Genomic DNA, 15,786 nt, shown 5'->3' with positions numbered 1-15,786 from the left:
ACTAAAAGAATAAAGTAGACAAAATCGCAGCGTCAATTATGAGTTCAATAAACACCAGATCTATAAATTGACGAAAAAATCTATCAGAAGCATAGGCGATAAATAGCACTTAGGATGCTGAAATCGAGAATAAATTAAAAATGAAGGGATGATGAGTTTAGGCTTTTTAGAATATAAAAAAGCCCGCTGACTTATCGCGGGCTTTTACTAGAAAGAAATGTTACTTCTGAGCTTGCTGGGCGTGGACCTCATGCAAAGGTTCTCTGTCATACATGTAAAACTGTATCGCTGAGTACGCTGCATAAAGCCCTAGCGTTGCAAGAAAATATACAATCTTCTCTCTTTCACGAGATAAATATGATGACAAATCAAGTTGCGCAATCCCGCGACTGTTCTCTACTTGAAGCAGATACTTACCTAGCGACTTGTTTATCATTTTAAAACAAACCGCGCAGTATCCTAGGTAGATGCCGATATAGGTCAACAGCATAATCACTACCGTTGCCAATAAAACCGGCAGAGCCATATCATCGTTGAGTGATAAGCCCGAAACCTTATCGCTCCATAAACTAGACACGAGAAGTGCGAGAACAGACAAGACGACCTGAGTAAACATCTTAGCTATCATCAGGTCGACAACGAATGCGCCTGTTCTACGAAATTTGTCACCAATACTCATTATTTACCAAGTAGCGAGTTAATTTGAGCTTTGTAACCAGCAGCTTCAGCACCGTAAATAGCCTGAATACCAGTGTCGCCAACTTTAACTAGACCACGAGCACCAAGCTCCTGAGTCCAGTAATCGTTATCTTTAACTTCAGCACCACTTTTCACAGTGATACGTAGACGAGTGATACAAGCATCAACGTCAACGATGTTCTCAGCACCACCAAGTGCTTCGATCATGTCTTTTGCTTTTTGGTTGTCACCAGCACCGCCTTTCGCTGCGTGGTAGTCTTTCTTAGATACAACCGCTACTGCGCTGCCTTTGCGACCCGGAGTTTTAATGTCGAACTTAACGATAAACCAACGGAAAACAAAGAAGTAAACGAACGCGTATGCGATACCCACTAGAGGAATGTAGTACCAGTGGTTTTCAACACCAGTTACACCAGGAAGGATACCGAATAGTGAGAAGTCAATGAAACCACCACTGAACGTCATACCTACTTTAACATTCAGCATATCCATCAGCATGAACGATACACCAGCCAATGGCACGTGGATCGCGTAGTAAAGCGCTGGAGATAGGAATAGGAATGTAAATTCGATTGGCTCTGTGATACCCGTTAGGAATGCAGTTAGAGCTACAGAGAACAGTAGACCACCTGCTGCTTTCTTGTTTTCGTCATCCGCTAGTGTGTACATCGCGTATGCCGCAGCTGGCAAACCAAACATCATGAACGGGAACTTACCAGTCATGAAGTTAGTAGAAGTAAACTGAGAGAAATCGCCAGACGCTAGAGATGCGAAGAAGACGTTTTGTGTACCTTTGATCACTTCACCAGCAACTTCTGCTGTCGCGCCGATTTCTGTCTGCCAAAGTGGCAAGTAGAATACGTGGTGCAGACCTACAGGAATTAGAGAACGCTCGATAACACCGAAGATGAAAGAAGCAATGTAGCCGTGGCCAGATGCTGTCATTTCACCTAGTGCCGCACCGATAGCGCCGAACGCAGCACCAAAGAATGGCCAGATGAAAGTCAGAACGATACCGTAGAACAGCGCTGCGAAAGCACTGATAATAGGAACAAAGCGAGCACCGCCGAAGAAACCTAGGTAATCAGGCAGTTTTGCATCGTGGTATTTGTTATGAAGAACAACAGTGATTGCACCAGCGATCAAACCACCAAACACACCCATACTTAGCGTATTAGCAATACCTAGCGTATCAGCCAAGACACCCGCGTATTCACTACCCATAAGGATAACAGTGTTTGCGTCAGCGTTGATCATGTTTGCAACGACTAGCGTTTTAGCGATAGCTACGTTCATAACCAAGTAAGAGATAAGAGCCGCTAGTGCTGCAGCACCTTTTTCTGCACGAGCGAAGCCAACAGCAATCGCTAGAGCAAACATTACTGGAAGGTTTGCAAATACAATACCGCCAGCAGCAGTCATAACTTGTAGGAAGCTGTTTAACAGACTTCCGTCTTGAAGCACATCGATGTTGTATGCTTCGATCATTGTTGGGTTAGTAAAACTACCCCCGATACCCAACATGATACCCGCAGCTGGTAGCAAAGCGATGGGCAGCATAATGGATTGCGAAAGTTTACTAAAGAAACCTTTCATTAGTTTTGCTCCTGATAGAATTTTTAGAATAGTTAGAGGGCTAGCGGCACACCCCCGCAGCCTGAATGCTAGCCTCTATGGAATATATAACCGCGGACGCGATATATTTTCCGGCTCTAAATATATCTCGTAACTGGTACCGGTTTCTAGCGGATGCTTGAGATTAGTTTCAAAGTAATATGCAGATCACAATCCAAAAGCCTCTAAGCAATGCATTACATCTAATATAAGACGCTGATTTATTTGAATTTATTAATTAACAACATTAATTTTAAAGAGTAAATAAAATAGCCATCATTGTTACTTTTTATCACAAAATAAAGCCCGATTAATTTGACACCGCAAAATCAACAAAATCAGTTAACTCATCAGGTTTATATATATAAGACGGTAATTTGATATAAAAAAAAGGGGCAAATGCCCCTTTTTTATCAAAATCTTTATATCTATCGTAAAAAAAGATTTCTAAAGTTTTCGGTAGTTTTTTGTGCAACCTCTGAAAGAGAAGCCCCTTTAAGCTGCGCGATGTAAGCTGCCACCTCGACAACATAGGCTGGTTGATTCTCTTTGCCTCGATGAGGAACGGGTGCTAAATAAGGTGAGTCAGTTTCAATAAGTAGCTTGTCCAAAGGAAGTGTCTTCACCACTTCTTTGAGTTCCGTTGCTTGACGGAAAGTGACGATCCCTGAAATAGAGATGTAAAAGCCTAAATCTAACGCGGCTTCAGCAAAAGCGAGATCTTCCGTAAAGCAGTGAATCACTCCACCACACTTCTCTGCTCCACCGTTGCGCAGAATATCTAATGTATCTGCACGAGCGTTTCTCGTGTGGATAATCAGTGGCTTATTAAGTTCAACCGCAAGTTCAACATGCTGCTCAAAACGTTCTTTTTGTAACGCCGCCGTTTCTGGCTTGTAGTGATAATCGAGACCCGTTTCACCAATCGCCACCACCTTATTGTGTGAAGCGTGCTGATGAAGTGTATCCAGAGAAAATGCACTTTCTACATCCAGAGGGTGAACGCCACAAGAAGCGTAAACATTCTCGTGTGGCGTAATCATTTCCAACATGTTAGGAAACGAGTCTAAAGTCACCCCTACAGAGAGCAACTCTGTCACATTAGCCTGTTTGGCTTTGTTAATAACGTCTTCCACGCTAGTGTGGAGATCGTCGTAATTCAGTTTGTCCAAATGACAATGCGAATCTACGAACATAATGCCTCTCGTGATTCAATTAACCAATTCATAGATAATAGCTCAACGTTTAAGCCCGGAAATGCTTGCAGTTGAGCCTTGAGTTCCATCAACTTGTTCGCTGATGAATATAAACCGTTGTAGTTTGTTTGCTGAAGCTGGTGAGCTCCCGGTAAAAGATCGCTTTCGGAAACACCAAATTGAAGCTTTTGTGCATCGGTGAGCAAATACCAGGCCCAGTTTATAGCGTTGTCAGGATTCTTCGCCATGTAAGACGCGCATCGTGATAAGTCTGCAACAACAGATGTCATCGCTTCGATGAAGTCGTGTTCGAATGTCAAATACTCATCCAATTCACCACTACTTTTTGCCGCTAGCGTTTTTATTGGTGACCCCATATTAAGCTTCAACGCATAAGCAGGAAAATCGGATGCTCCGTTTTCTCTTAGCCACTGCATGGCTTGCTCAGTCGACGGTGGGGTAACGACCCAATGCTGACAGCGGCTACGTATCGTCGGAAGTAAGCGCTCTTGATTATGCGTGACAAGCAAGAACAAGCACTTCTCTCCTGGCTCTTCAAGCGTCTTTAACAACGCATTAGACGCCGACTCATTCATCATGTCCGCAGGTTCAATAACAAATAAACGATAACCGTTGAGTTGTGATGACTCATGTGCAAGGCGATTACAAGCACGGATCTGATCAACCGTTATTGCTTTGCCCTCTTTCTCTGGTTTAACCCAGTGCAAGTCTGGATGACTTTGCGATTGAACAAGCTGACAGCTATGGCAAAAGCCACAAGCTTCGCTACTGTAGTTCTGACACAGAAGCGCGTGACTAAAACGCTCAACGAGTTGTTCAACGGCCAAACCAGGCTCACTTTGTATCAATAAAGCGCCGGGAATTCGGTCTGAGTCTAAACCCGCTTTTAGATTATCCCAAATAGGGTTGAGCCATGGAAAATCATTAAACATGAGTCATTTAAATCCTCGTTCGCGCTTATTGACGCGATAACCACTCATTCAACGCCTCTTGAATATCATGAGACACTTTCTCAATCGACTGCTCAGCATTGATCACGACCACCGATGGATCACTATTGGCAATATCCAAGTAACGTTCACGTGTGCGCTCAAAGAAGCTGATGTCCATCTTTTCGATACGGTCAAGCTCACCGCGACCACGAGCACGCTCCAGACCAATTCGAGGGTCGATATCCATATAAAGCGTCAGAGCCGGTTTAAAATCACCAAGAGTTGTGTCACGAAGGTTTTTCATAAGTGATGCATCGATCTGACGACCACCACCCTGATACGCCTGAGAAGACATATCATGACGGTCACCCACGACCCACTGCCCGCTAGCTAGAGCTGGCTTGATGACGTTCTCTACAAGCTGAACACGTGCTGCGTAAAGCAGCAGCAATTCCGTCATATCCTGAAGCTCTTCACCCTCGTGTTCTTCTTTGACTAGCGCGCGCATCTTCTCTGCGAGCGGTGTGCCACCGGGTTCACGAGTATTGACAATATTTTCGATACCTGCAGTTTTAAGAGTATCTAACACAGTTTGAATCGCAGTACTTTTACCCGCGCCTTCCAGGCCCTCTATGACAATAAAATTCGCTTTCATCATTTATTCTTTCTTAGTTCTCTTAAATAGGCTCTTACGGCACGATTATGCTCCGCAAGGGATTTGCTGAACACATGTCCGCCCTTTCCGCTTGCGACAAAGTATAAGTAGGCGCTCTCTTCAGGGTTCAACGCCGCAACGATTGACGCTTCTCCCGCCATGGCAATTGGCGTTGGCGGCAACCCACTAATGACATACGTATTGTATGGAGTTGGCGTGCGCAGATCTTTTTTACGAATATTGCCGTCATACTCATCGCCCATTCCGTAAATCACTGTCGGATCCGTTTGCAAACGCATACGCTTGTTCAAACGGTTAACAAACACCGATGCAACACGCTCACGCTCTGAATCAATCGCGGTCTCTTTTTCGATAATTGAAGCCAAAATCAAAGCTTGGTATTTATCTTCAAGAGGCAGTTTTTCCTGACGTGACGCCCATTGAGCATCAAGTATGCTATTTAATTTCTGATGCGCACGCTTTAGTAGCTGGCTTTCTGTGGTACCAGCAGTGTAATGGTATGTTTCTGCTAGGAATAGCCCTTCCAGCTTTTCACGTTCAATACCCAGCTTAGCCGCCATCTCCTTTTCAGAGAGTGCCGTCAAATCATGCTGTACGTAAGGTGCTTCTTTTAGCAAGGCCAACCATTCAGAAAAACGGCTGCCTTCTACAAAAGTAATCGCGAACTGATATTCTTTGCCTGTGTTGAGGTGCTCTAACGCTTGATAAAGCGACATGTTAGGCTCGAGTTGATACGTCCCTGCCCTGACTTGTAACAGTTCCGGATAAAGACGCGGAATAAAACGAGTATATTCAGAAGACTCGATAACTTCTGCTTTCACCAAGTTACGTATTATTTGGTTAAAGCTTGTACCATTTTCTACCGTAAATAGCTGTGGTTGCTCAAGTAGAATTGGCTTATTTACGTATTGCTTCGCCTGTGAAACAACGTAAAAAACACCTGCTGCACCAATCAAAGCAATCAGTACAACAACAGCCAATAGTTTTTTAATCACGTAGTTAACTTCCCTTGCAGTCGTTGAGTCAGTTTTCCAATCGGAAATACGTTTTTCTTATTTTGTGTTGTAATGCTCGTTACAGGAGCCACACTTAATAATGAGTTACACATCCAGACTTCGTCGGCATTGAGCACATCAGAAAGATAGAAGGCGTCTACCTTCACATTGATGCTATTCGCCGAGCAAAATTCAAGCACCTTACGACGCATGACACCGGCAACACCAGACAAACTTAAATCAGGTGTGTAAACATAATTATCTTTAACCCAAAAAAGGTTGGCCATTGTAGTTTCAATGACATGATTTTGCACATTTAACGTTACTGCATCGGCAAACTCGGTCCCGTCAATTTCAGATTTCGCGAGCACCTGTTCTAAGCGGTTATTATGCTTGTGACCAGCAAGTAGCGGCTGAATACCTAAGCGAGTTTCACACACGCCAAGGCTTACACCATTTGATTGCCAGACAGCGTAATGACTAGGGAAAGGAAAATTAGAAATGGTCACGGTTGGCCCTTCAATGCCATACGGGCTGTATCCGCGCCCACCTGCGCCACGACTGATATGAATTTTCACACCCGCATCATCATCTGACAAAGCCGCATTAGTGGCCCATTCAAAAACGACTTGCCAATCGGGGAAAGGAATGTGTAACGCTTTAAGACAGGCTTCCATCCTCGCAACATGCTCAGGCCAATATACCAACTGTCCCTTCTTAGTCAGGATTGTCGAGAAGCACCCATCACCATATTGAAAGGAACGATCGCTCAATGAGACATGTGTTTGTGGAATTCCATTTACCCAAAACATTCGGCTACCTTAAAATTTGTGGCTATCAAATAAAACAAAACGGCTCAATGCTAAGCATCGAGCCGTTAGAATACAAGTTCCACTTATCTAAATTGAGTTAGACAGTGTTACTCTGAAAACAAATGTTACTCAGCGAACTTTTTGAATACCAAAGAACCGTTTGTACCGCCGAAGCCAAACGAGTTACAGATTGCGTATTCCATACCTTCAACTTTGCGCGCTGTATGCGGCACAAGGTCGATATCCAGGCCTTCTTCAGGATCATCCAGGTTAATGGTTGGCGGAACAATTTGATCAACCAAAGACATAACCGTGATGATTGCTTCTACAGAGCCAGCAGCACCCAGTAGGTGACCTGTCATAGACTTCGTCGAAGAGACTAGAACTTGCTTAGCGCCTTCTTCACCAAGAGCACGTTTCACACCCTTGATTTCAGCCACATCACCAGCAGGAGTCGAAGTACCATGTGCGTTTACGTAACCCACCTGTGTACCTTCGATTTTAGCATCGCGCATTGCAGCTTCCATCGCCAATGCACCACCTGAACCATCTTCACTTGGAGAGGTCATGTGGTAAGCATCGCCCGACATACCAAAGCCAACTAGCTCTGCGTAGATCTTAGCACCGCGAGCCTTAGCATGTTCGTACTCTTCAAGTACCATAATGCCAGCGCCGTCACCAAGAACGAAGCCATCACGGCCTTTGTCCCATGGACGAGACGCTTTTTGAGGTTCGTCGTTACGAGTAGATAGCGCTTTAGCAGCACCAAAGCCTGCCATACCTAACGGTGTTGACGCTTTTTCAGAACCACCAGCAACCATAGCATCAGCATCGCCATAAGCGATCATGCGAGCAGCATGGCCGATGTTATGCAGACCAGTAGTACATGCAGTAGAAATCGCGATGTTTGGACCACGAAGACCACGCATGATAGATAGGTTACCTGCAACCATGTTTACGATGGTCGAAGGAACAAAAAATGGGCTAACTTTGCGAGGGCCTTTGTCTACTAACGCAGTGTGACCTGATTCAATCAGTTCCAGACCACCAATACCTGAGCCGATGGCAACACCAACTCGAGCCGCGTTTTCTTCGGTAATTTGTAAGCCAGAGTCATCAATTGCTTGCATACCTGCTGCGACGCCGTACTGGATAAACAAATCCATTTTACGAGCATCTTTCTTAGACATGTACTCTGTGCAATCGAAATCTTTCACAAGACCTGCAAAACGAGTTGAGAAGTTCGTAGCATCAAAGTGCTCGATATTCACAATACCACTTTGACCTTCTAGCAGGGCTTTCCAAGATGATTCTACTGTGTTGCCTACCGGTGACAACATACCCATGCCAGTGACAACTACACGACGCTTGGACACGATATAATTCTCCGGGAATTGAATATTTCTATGAGAGGATAGAAGAAGTTAGAAAGAACACAGGCGGTCTAGGAGACCGCCTGGGAGAGATAATTACTGAGCGCTGTTTACGTAGTCGATTGCAGCTTGAACAGTAGTGATCTTCTCAGCTTCTTCGTCAGGAATCTCAGTGTCGAATTCCTCTTCTAGAGCCATAACTAGTTCTACAGTGTCTAGAGAATCAGCACCTAGATCGTCAACGAAAGAAGCTTCGTTTTTAACTTCTGCTTCGTCTACACCTAGCTGTTCAACAATGATTTTCTTTACGCGTTCTTCGATGTTGCTCATTTTTTCTTTTCCTTTACAGATTTCGCCTAATGCGATGATTCCGTAGTTTATTCGAACTATTGAAAGTTGCAAGGGGGTCCTTGCTGGTCAAACCACAAAATTAGCGAATTTAACCGAATTTCAATACATTTTTGACTTAAATCATGCACAAATCTTGCGCATAAGCATGACAAGTTCATGACAGTAAAGTGCAACTATAAGCTATTCTTCACAATGTAAAATAGCTTATTTTGCCGAAACTGTCGTATTAAACCATGTACATGCCACCATTTACATGCAAAGTTTCACCAGTAATGTACGCTGCTTCAGGTGAAGCAAGGAAAGCTACTGCTGATGCAATTTCGCGAGGATCACCCAAACGACCTGCAGGAACGTTAGACAAAGTTGCCGCACGTTGCTCGTCATTTAATGCCTTAGTCATGTCAGTTTCGATGAAACCTGGAGCAACAGTGTTTACTGTTACACCACGAGAAGCAACTTCACGAGCCATCGATTTAGTGAAACCGATCACACCTGCTTTTGCTGCTGCGTAGTTAGCTTGGCCTGCATTACCCATAGTACCCACTACAGAGCCTACGTTGATGATACGACCCGCACGCTTTTTCATCATGCCACGCAATACCGCTTTAGACATACGGAAAATTGGTGTCAGGTTAGTATCGATGATGTCATTCCACTCATCATCTTTCATACGCATTAGTAGGTTATCACGAGTGATACCTGCGTTGTTTACTAGAATATCGATTACACCAAACTCATCATTGATGGTTTTTAGTGTCGCTTCGATAGACTCAACGTCAGTAACGTTAAGTGTCAAACCTTTGCCGTTTTCGCCTAGGTATTCGCTGATAGCAGCTGCGCCACTTTCAGACGTCGCAGTACCAATAACTGTTGCACCACGTTCAACAAGAAGTTCAGCAATCGCACGGCCAATGCCACGGCTTGCGCCAGTCACTAGAGCGATCTTACCTTCTAGATTCATCATGTTGTGTTTTCCTTTTGTTATCGTGTCTTAACGCTAAATTATTTAGCCGCTTCTAACGACGCTACGTCGTTAACAGCCGCTGCACTTAGTGTCTTCACGATACGTTTTGTTAGACCTGTCAACACTTTGCCAGGACCAAGCTCAAGAAGATTCTCTACGCCTTGCTCACTCATCAGCTGTACGCTCTCAGTCCAACGAACTGGGCTATGTAGCTGACGAACAAGCGCGTCTTTAATTTTTGCCGGATCAGTTTCAGCCGCCACATCAACGTTGTTGATCACTGGAAGCTGTGGCGCATTAAACTCAATAGACTCTAGAGCAACAGCCAGTTTTTCTGCCGCAGGTTTCATTAGAGCACAGTGAGAAGGCACTGAAACAGGAAGAGGAAGCGCACGCTTCGCACCAGCTTCTTTACATAATGCACCAGCACGCTCTACTGCATCTTTGCTACCAGCGATAACAACTTGACCAGGAGAGTTGAAGTTAACCGGAGATACCACTTCGCCTTGCGCTGCTTCTTCACACGCTTTTGCGATAGATTCATCATCTAGGCCAATGATTGCGTACATTGCGCCAGTGCCTGCTGGTACAGCTTCTTGCATTAGCTGACCACGAAGCTCAACCAGTTTGATTGCTTCTTTAAAGTCAATCACACCTGCACATACTAGTGCTGAATACTCACCCAAGCTGTGACCTGCTAGGTTTGCAGGTTGCTCAAGACCAAGTTCTTGCCATACACGCCAAATAGCCACAGACGACGCTAACAATGCAGGCTGTGTACGGAACGTTTGATTGAGGTCTTCAGCAGGGCCATTTTGAACAAGCGCCCATAGATCGTAACCTAGTGCGTCAGATGCTTCTGCAAATGTTTGTTTTACTACGTCATATTGTTCGCCAAGCTCAGCCAGCATACCTACTGCTTGAGAACCTTGGCCTGGAAATACGATAGCAAACTTGCTCATGTTGTTTTCCTTTAAGCAATGTAAAAAGAAATAAGATGCACTTAAGTGCACCTTAAATTTTGAATACTCGTGAAACTTAGAACTTCACCAGAGCAGAGCCCCAAGTAAAACCGCCACCAAATGCCTCTAGTAGCAAAGTTTGTCCACGCTTGATGCGGCCATCGCGCACCGCTTCATCCAACGCTGTCGGAACGGTCGCTGCCGATGTATTACCATGCTTGTCTAAGGTCAATACAACTTGATCCAAAGACATTGATAGTTTCTTAGCTGTCGCTGAGATAATTCGGTAGTTCGCTTGGTGCGGTACTAGCCAGTCTAGCTCAGACTTGTGCATGTTGTTGGCTTCAAGAGTGTCTTTAACCAATTTAGACAATTGAGTTACTGCAACCTTGAATACTTCGTTGCCAGCCATGTGAAGCCATTTGTCAGCATCTTTACCACGCTCAGGCACTGGTAAGCTCAAAAGCTCACCGAATTGACCATCCGAGTATATGTGAGTAGAGATGATGCCAGGTTCTTCACTTGCTCCAACAACAACGGCACCCGCGCCGTCACCAAACAGAATAATGGTAGAACGGTCAGTAGGGTCACATGTTTTTGACAATGCGTCTGCACCAATCACCAATACGTTTTTACACATACCTGTTTTGATGTGCTGGTCAGCTACAGATAGAGCATAAACAAAGCCAGAACAAGCAGCGGCTAAGTCAAAAGCCGGACATCCTTTAATGCCAAGCTTTCCCTGCACCTGACACGCAGATGAAGGGAAAGTATGGCTACTGCTGGTAGTAGCTACAATGATAAGATCGATGTCGTTCTTATCTATACCTGCCATATCGATAGCGTTTTCAGCTGCGTAGAATGCCATGTCAGCGACAGTTTCATCTTCTGCTGCGATTCGACGCTCTTTAATACCCGTGCGAGCAACAATCCACTCATCACTTGTATCTACCATTTTCTCTAGATCTGCGTTAGTACGCACCTGAGATGGCAGGTAGCTGCCAGTACCTAAAATTTTGCTATACATGAAGACTAATAATGCCTCTCGAGTAAAACCGCTTCCAAACGATCGCTAATACGGCCTGGTACTTGTCGTTTGACCTCGTGTACTGCCTCTCCAAGTGCATTGACAATTGCAGATACATCAGCACTTCCATGGCTTTTAATGACAATGCCGCGCAATCCTAGCAAACTTGCGCCGTTATACTGGTCGGGGTTCAGTGTTTTTAGTTCATTAAATAGCCGAGAAAACAACTTTCTAGCAATCCAACCCTTTATCGTAGACGCCATCATACTGGTTTTAATTTTTTCGATAAAAAGTTGTGCTGTTCCCTCGCTGGCCTTTAAGCATACGTTACCAACAAATCCATCACAAACGATGACATCGGCAACGTCATGCAATATTTGATTACCTTCAATATAACCAACAAAATTAATTGCGTCGGTTTGAGAAAGCATTTCTGCACAGCGCTTAACGAGATCATTCCCTTTTATCTCTTCTGCACCGATATTAAGAACCGCTACGCGAGCGGGATGACCCAGGTGCTGTTCAGCCAACGCGCTGCCCATCACGGCAAACTGGAACAGGCTATCGGCATCGCAAGATACATTCGCTCCCAGATCCAACATCCAAGTGCGCTTTCCGCTGATTGTCGGCAATGCAGACACTAAAGCAGGACGATCAATGCCAGGTAACAATTTGAGAATAAAACGTGACAGCGCCATCAAAGCACCAGTGTTACCACCACTGACACAAGCATCGGCTTTTTGCTCGGAAACAAGATCGATGGCTTTACGCATCGAGCTATTTTGGCTATTTCGTAGTGCTAAAGAGGGCTTTTCTGAGTTAGAAATTACTTTCTCCGTATGGAGAATAGTCAAACGAGATTGGGTAGAAGCACCAAATTGAGATAATTCAGACGTGATCAAGGATTGATCACCAATAAGGATCACTTTTAGCTCTGGGAAATGAGACAGTGCCTGCACGGCGGCAGGCACTGTTACGCGAGGACCGAAATCCCCGCCCATTGCATCAAGTGCAACGGTAATAGTTTGCAAAGGTTCAACCTTACTTGTTGATAACCTTCTTGCCACGGTAGTAACCTTCAGCAGTTACGTTGTGGCGTAGGTGAGTTTCACCAGAAGTCGCGTCTACAGATAGAGCAGCTGTAGTTAGCGCATCGTGTGAACGACGCATACCGCGCTTAGAACGAGTTTTACGGTTTTTCTGTACGGCCATTGACCCTACTCCTATACTATTGGGTTAAAAACCTGAAGAAGAATCGGCTACCACACCTATTACTTTTTCAGACTTTTCAAAACGTCGAATGGATTCGGTTTCTTTTCCTCAATTTCTTCAGGAAGCTCACCAAAAACCATGTTATTTGAATCAACGCTACAATCCGCTTCATCGTGCATCGCAATTTGAGGTAATGCTAAGATGAACTCATCTTCAACCAGTTGTATAAGGTCTAATTCACCGTACTCATTTAGATCTACCAAATCATAAATTTCCGGTGCTTCCTCTTCTGTCTTCTCACCGTAGTAAGGAGTGTAAAGGAATTCAACTTCACACTGATGTGTGAATACCTCATTACAACGCTGACACTCTAATTCGACTTCGATGTTAGCTTTACCAGAGATAACAACAAGTCGCTGTTCATCTATCTCAAATGACAATGAGACTTCTGCGTCGCGTTTTACGCCTTCAGTTGCTTCCGCTAAGCGTTTGAAAAGACTAGCTTGGATGATGCCATCGTAATCCAATCGTTTCTGTGCCGCCTTCGCCGGATCAACCGTTCGCGGTATTTTTACCTTTTGCATAGGGCGCGAATCTTATCTTCCAAATCAAAATTAGTCAAAGAAAAAGGCAAAAAAGTTGTACTTTTTTACGCTTAACATACAGAGCATTAGCCAGAATCATTTTTGATCGATTATCCTATCGGAAATGCTCCTGCAAATTGTAATTCAAAATGAAAAATTACCAACTGGTTTTAGCCTCAACTTCCCCTTTTCGCCGACAACTGATGGAAAAACTCTCAGTACCGTTTATTTGCCTGTCACCTGATTGCGATGAAACTCCGTTAGACGACGAAAAACCTGTAGAACTTGTGATGCGGTTAGCCGCGAATAAAGCGACGTCTTGTACAACAGATCAACCAAGCCTAATCGTCGGTAGCGATCAAGTTTGTGTGATTAACGATAAGATCGTTGGGAAACCACTCAATCGTGAAAATGCCATCGAGCAGCTACTTGCGCAAAGTGGAAACGTGATTACTTTTTATACTGGCCTTGCCGTACATAATACTGCAACTAACCATACCGAAGTTGGTTACGATACTTTCGAAGTTCACTTCCGGGATTTAACTCGTGAACAAATCGAACGATATGTAGACAGAGAAGAGCCATTTTACTGCGCAGGCAGTTTCAAAAGTGAAGGAATGGGGATTTGCTTGTTCAACAAGCTTGTAGGGAAAGACCCGAACACGCTTGTCGGGCTACCACTCATTGACTTGATTGATATGTTGCGTGTTCAAGGGTTTGATGTCCTTTAACTCAAATAGAACTAAGGGAGCCAATGGCTCCCTTAGTTTAAGCGAGAAAAATACCGTTAAGCTTTTCTTAAACCAGCCAGCACTTTCTCTAACTTAGGTTCCATCTTCGCGTTAATTTCCATCCATTCATCATTTGAAGGGTGCTGGAACTTAATATTCGCCGCATGAAGGAACAACCTATCCAGACCATACTGACCAGTGTAAGCATCAAAACGGCGGTCACCATAACGGTCATCCCAAGCGATTGGGTGTCCGGCGTACTGCGTATGGACACGAATTTGGTGTGTACGCCCGGTGATCGGGCTCGCTTGAATCAAGGTCGCCTGTTCGAACTTCTCCAAGATCTTAAAGCGTGTCTCAGATGGCTTACCGTTTGGATTAACACGAACGATGCTGTTTACTTCATTTTTCAACAATGGCGCGTTAACCACTTTACAACTGCTTTTCCACTGCCCCATCACCAGTGCAAAGTAAAACTTCTTCACTGTTTTAGCTCGGAACTGTGCTTGTAGGTGGCGAAGCGCTGAACGCTTTTTAGCCACAAGTAAAATGCCAGAGGTATCACGGTCAATACGATGCACAAGCTCAAGAAAACGTGCGTCAGGACGTAAAGCACGCAGCGCTTCTATCGCACCAAACTTCAATCCACTACCGCCATGAACTGCGGTCCCGGATGGTTTGTTGAGAATTAGCATATGGTCATCTTCAAAAATGATCATATCTTCAAGCTCAGCAACGCGATTAAGTTTCGTGCTCGGCGCTACGTCGTCTTCTTTCTTCTCCATAGTAACCGGAGGAATACGAACCAGATCGCCCGCTTTTAGTTTGTACTCTGCTTTAATACGCTTTTTATTAACGCGTACCTCTCCCTTTCGCACGATTCTATAAATCATGCTTTTCGGAATGTCTTTTAATTGGTTGCGCAAAAAGTTATCAATGCGCTGACCCGCCATGTCTTCATCGATGTCGACAAACTGGACTTTAGTTCTTATTTCGCTCATGCGCGCTATTGTAAACGCAAATACTCGTGACTTCACATTATTCTTTCTGCAAAAGAAACACTTGCCAGCGCAGACTGGTCTGAAATCGCCCAAGCTTTTGTTTAAATTATTAAAACTCTCTGTCAAGATTTAGGTTTGTTTTGTGTCTTCATCACTTTACACGATTCAATTGTTTAGGAAACAGCCAGTTATAAATTACAAAATTTGAATTTTGTGGCAATTTTTCTATCGTTTGCACCAAAGCAGATTGCTGATAGCGACGTGCACTGCTATAGTTCACAGCTGCTAAGGAAGGTTTGGTTACATTTTATTCACTACCATTCATTACTCCTCAAGCAGTGTGAGTAGAACGTTGAAAGTCAGGTGCTGCAATTGGCGTAAGACACGTTGAATTCAACACACTTGCCACCCTACTCCTCGCATATTCACGTTGAGTACCTACCGCCCTAATAGCGGGTCACAAGTCTGCGTTTCCGACAGAAACCTAAAGAGATTTGTGATAACTGAAGTGTCCTAGAGCATCCCCTTCCAGCCGGGAGGCTGCAAAATATAAGTCATGGGATCAGGCACCGTGGAAAAGCGACCAAACAGTGGCAAGTCGACAAGAAAGATATAAAAGAAAAGACAACGAGAATT

The 15,786-nt window shown here is 44.4% G+C and carries 17 protein-coding genes; 1 reads left to right on the top strand and 16 read right to left on the bottom strand.

Annotation, left to right across the window (positions count from 1 at the left end; genetic code table 11):
* Positions 1–220: 220 nt before the first annotated feature.
* From V1U08_RS17190 to yceD, 15 genes are all read right to left on the bottom strand, one after another.
* Entirely contained in the window at positions 221–679 is a 459-nt protein-coding gene (locus V1U08_RS17190; protein ID WP_014232483.1) for a hypothetical protein, read from the bottom strand.
* Positions 679–2,295 (bottom strand): PTS transporter subunit EIIC, encoded by a 1,617-nt coding sequence (locus V1U08_RS17185; protein ID WP_020335632.1) that lies wholly within the window; start codon positions 2,293–2,295, stop codon positions 679–681. The genes V1U08_RS17190 and V1U08_RS17185 overlap by 1 nt, the downstream gene beginning before the upstream one ends.
* A 446-nt stretch (positions 2,296–2,741) precedes the next feature.
* Positions 2,742–3,509 (bottom strand): TatD family hydrolase, encoded by a 768-nt coding sequence (locus V1U08_RS17180; protein WP_330471077.1) that lies wholly within the window; start codon positions 3,507–3,509, stop codon positions 2,742–2,744.
* Positions 3,500–4,462, bottom strand: coding sequence for a DNA polymerase III subunit delta' (locus tag V1U08_RS17175; RefSeq protein WP_330471076.1), 963 nt, complete (start codon positions 4,460–4,462; stop codon positions 3,500–3,502). Before V1U08_RS17175 ends, V1U08_RS17180 begins: the two co-directional genes overlap by 10 nt.
* 25 nt (positions 4,463–4,487) lie before the next feature.
* The gene (tmk, locus tag V1U08_RS17170) at positions 4,488–5,120 is read right to left on the bottom strand and encodes a dTMP kinase (RefSeq protein ID WP_330471075.1); all 633 of its coding nucleotides are present in this window, start codon (positions 5,118–5,120) and stop codon (positions 4,488–4,490) included.
* On the bottom strand, positions 5,117–6,133 hold the full coding sequence (gene mltG, locus V1U08_RS17165; protein ID WP_243974174.1) for an endolytic transglycosylase MltG: 1,017 nt from the start codon (positions 6,131–6,133) through the stop codon (positions 5,117–5,119). Before mltG ends, tmk begins: the two co-directional genes overlap by 4 nt.
* Positions 6,130–6,945 (bottom strand): aminodeoxychorismate lyase, encoded by an 816-nt coding sequence (gene pabC / locus V1U08_RS17160; RefSeq protein WP_330471074.1) that lies wholly within the window; start codon positions 6,943–6,945, stop codon positions 6,130–6,132. The genes mltG and pabC overlap by 4 nt, the downstream gene beginning before the upstream one ends.
* Before the next feature lie 125 nt (positions 6,946–7,070).
* Positions 7,071–8,321, bottom strand: a complete 1,251-nt coding sequence (fabF, locus tag V1U08_RS17155) for a beta-ketoacyl-ACP synthase II (RefSeq protein WP_014232490.1) — start codon at positions 8,319–8,321, stop codon at positions 7,071–7,073.
* A gap of 93 nt (positions 8,322–8,414) precedes the next feature.
* Positions 8,415–8,648: an acyl carrier protein gene (acpP, locus tag V1U08_RS17150; RefSeq protein WP_004406112.1), complete on the bottom strand. Its 234-nt coding sequence runs from the start codon at positions 8,646–8,648 to the stop codon at positions 8,415–8,417.
* A 247-nt stretch (positions 8,649–8,895) separates the two neighbouring features.
* Positions 8,896–9,630: a 3-oxoacyl-ACP reductase FabG gene (fabG, locus tag V1U08_RS17145; RefSeq protein ID WP_065297672.1), complete on the bottom strand. Its 735-nt coding sequence runs from the start codon at positions 9,628–9,630 to the stop codon at positions 8,896–8,898.
* A 41-nt stretch (positions 9,631–9,671) separates the two neighbouring features.
* On the bottom strand, positions 9,672–10,595 hold the full coding sequence (fabD, locus tag V1U08_RS17140; RefSeq protein WP_020335642.1) for an ACP S-malonyltransferase: 924 nt from the start codon (positions 10,593–10,595) through the stop codon (positions 9,672–9,674).
* Between the two features lie 76 nt (positions 10,596–10,671).
* Positions 10,672–11,622, bottom strand: coding sequence for a beta-ketoacyl-ACP synthase III (locus tag V1U08_RS17135; RefSeq protein ID WP_020335643.1), 951 nt, complete (start codon positions 11,620–11,622; stop codon positions 10,672–10,674).
* A gap of 5 nt (positions 11,623–11,627) precedes the next feature.
* A complete protein-coding gene (gene plsX, locus V1U08_RS17130; protein WP_329350817.1) occupies positions 11,628–12,653 on the bottom strand; it encodes a phosphate acyltransferase PlsX in 1,026 nt (341 codons plus the stop codon).
* A 10-nt stretch (positions 12,654–12,663) separates the two neighbouring features.
* Entirely contained in the window at positions 12,664–12,834 is a 171-nt protein-coding gene (rpmF, locus tag V1U08_RS17125) for a 50S ribosomal protein L32 (protein ID WP_014232495.1), read from the bottom strand.
* A 59-nt stretch (positions 12,835–12,893) separates the two neighbouring features.
* The gene (yceD, locus tag V1U08_RS17120; protein ID WP_014232496.1) at positions 12,894–13,418 is read right to left on the bottom strand and encodes a 23S rRNA accumulation protein YceD; all 525 of its coding nucleotides are present in this window, start codon (positions 13,416–13,418) and stop codon (positions 12,894–12,896) included.
* Positions 13,419–13,567: 149 nt separating this feature from the next.
* Here yceD and V1U08_RS17115 point away from each other — a divergent pair, with 149 nt between their 5' ends.
* On the top strand, positions 13,568–14,149 hold the full coding sequence (locus V1U08_RS17115; protein ID WP_243974176.1) for a Maf family protein: 582 nt from the start codon (positions 13,568–13,570) through the stop codon (positions 14,147–14,149).
* A 56-nt stretch (positions 14,150–14,205) separates the two neighbouring features.
* Here V1U08_RS17115 and rluC read toward each other — a convergent pair whose 3' ends face one another.
* Positions 14,206–15,150, bottom strand: coding sequence for a 23S rRNA pseudouridine(955/2504/2580) synthase RluC (gene rluC, locus V1U08_RS17110; protein WP_065297085.1), 945 nt, complete (start codon positions 15,148–15,150; stop codon positions 14,206–14,208).
* Positions 15,151–15,786: the final 636 nt, after the last annotated feature.

Origin of the sequence: Vibrio sp. YYF0003 (genome assembly GCF_036350715.1) — a bacterium.
Taxonomy (GTDB): Bacteria; Pseudomonadota; Gammaproteobacteria; order Enterobacterales; family Vibrionaceae; genus Vibrio; species Vibrio natriegens.
Note: the sequence above shows the minus strand (reverse complement) of the source record. Positions and strands in the feature narration are given on the sequence as shown.

Coding starts and splice junctions, on each gene's coding strand:
- V1U08_RS17190 (WP_014232483.1), bottom strand. CDS start 679: ATGAGTATTGGTGACAAATTTCGTAGAACAGGCGCATTCGTTGTCGAC.
- V1U08_RS17185 (WP_020335632.1), bottom strand. CDS start 2,295: ATGAAAGGTTTCTTTAGTAAACTTTCGCAATCCATTATGCTGCCCATC.
- V1U08_RS17180 (WP_330471077.1), bottom strand. CDS start 3,509: ATGTTCGTAGATTCGCATTGTCATTTGGACAAACTGAATTACGACGAT.
- V1U08_RS17175 (WP_330471076.1), bottom strand. CDS start 4,462: ATGTTTAATGATTTTCCATGGCTCAACCCTATTTGGGATAATCTAAAA.
- tmk (WP_330471075.1), bottom strand. CDS start 5,120: ATGATGAAAGCGAATTTTATTGTCATAGAGGGCCTGGAAGGCGCGGGT.
- pabC (WP_330471074.1), bottom strand. CDS start 6,945: ATGTTTTGGGTAAATGGAATTCCACAAACACATGTCTCATTGAGCGAT.
- acpP (WP_004406112.1), bottom strand. CDS start 8,648: ATGAGCAACATCGAAGAACGCGTAAAGAAAATCATTGTTGAACAGCTA.
- fabG (WP_065297672.1), bottom strand. CDS start 9,630: ATGAATCTAGAAGGTAAGATCGCTCTAGTGACTGGCGCAAGCCGTGGC.
- fabD (WP_020335642.1), bottom strand. CDS start 10,595: ATGAGCAAGTTTGCTATCGTATTTCCAGGCCAAGGTTCTCAAGCAGTA.
- V1U08_RS17135 (WP_020335643.1), bottom strand. CDS start 11,622: ATGTATAGCAAAATTTTAGGTACTGGCAGCTACCTGCCATCTCAGGTG.
- rpmF (WP_014232495.1), bottom strand. CDS start 12,834: ATGGCCGTACAGAAAAACCGTAAAACTCGTTCTAAGCGCGGTATGCGT.
- yceD (WP_014232496.1), bottom strand. CDS start 13,418: ATGCAAAAGGTAAAAATACCGCGAACGGTTGATCCGGCGAAGGCGGCA.
- V1U08_RS17115 (WP_243974176.1), top strand. CDS start 13,568: ATGAAAAATTACCAACTGGTTTTAGCCTCAACTTCCCCTTTTCGCCGA.
- rluC (WP_065297085.1), bottom strand. CDS start 15,150: ATGAGCGAAATAAGAACTAAAGTCCAGTTTGTCGACATCGATGAAGAC.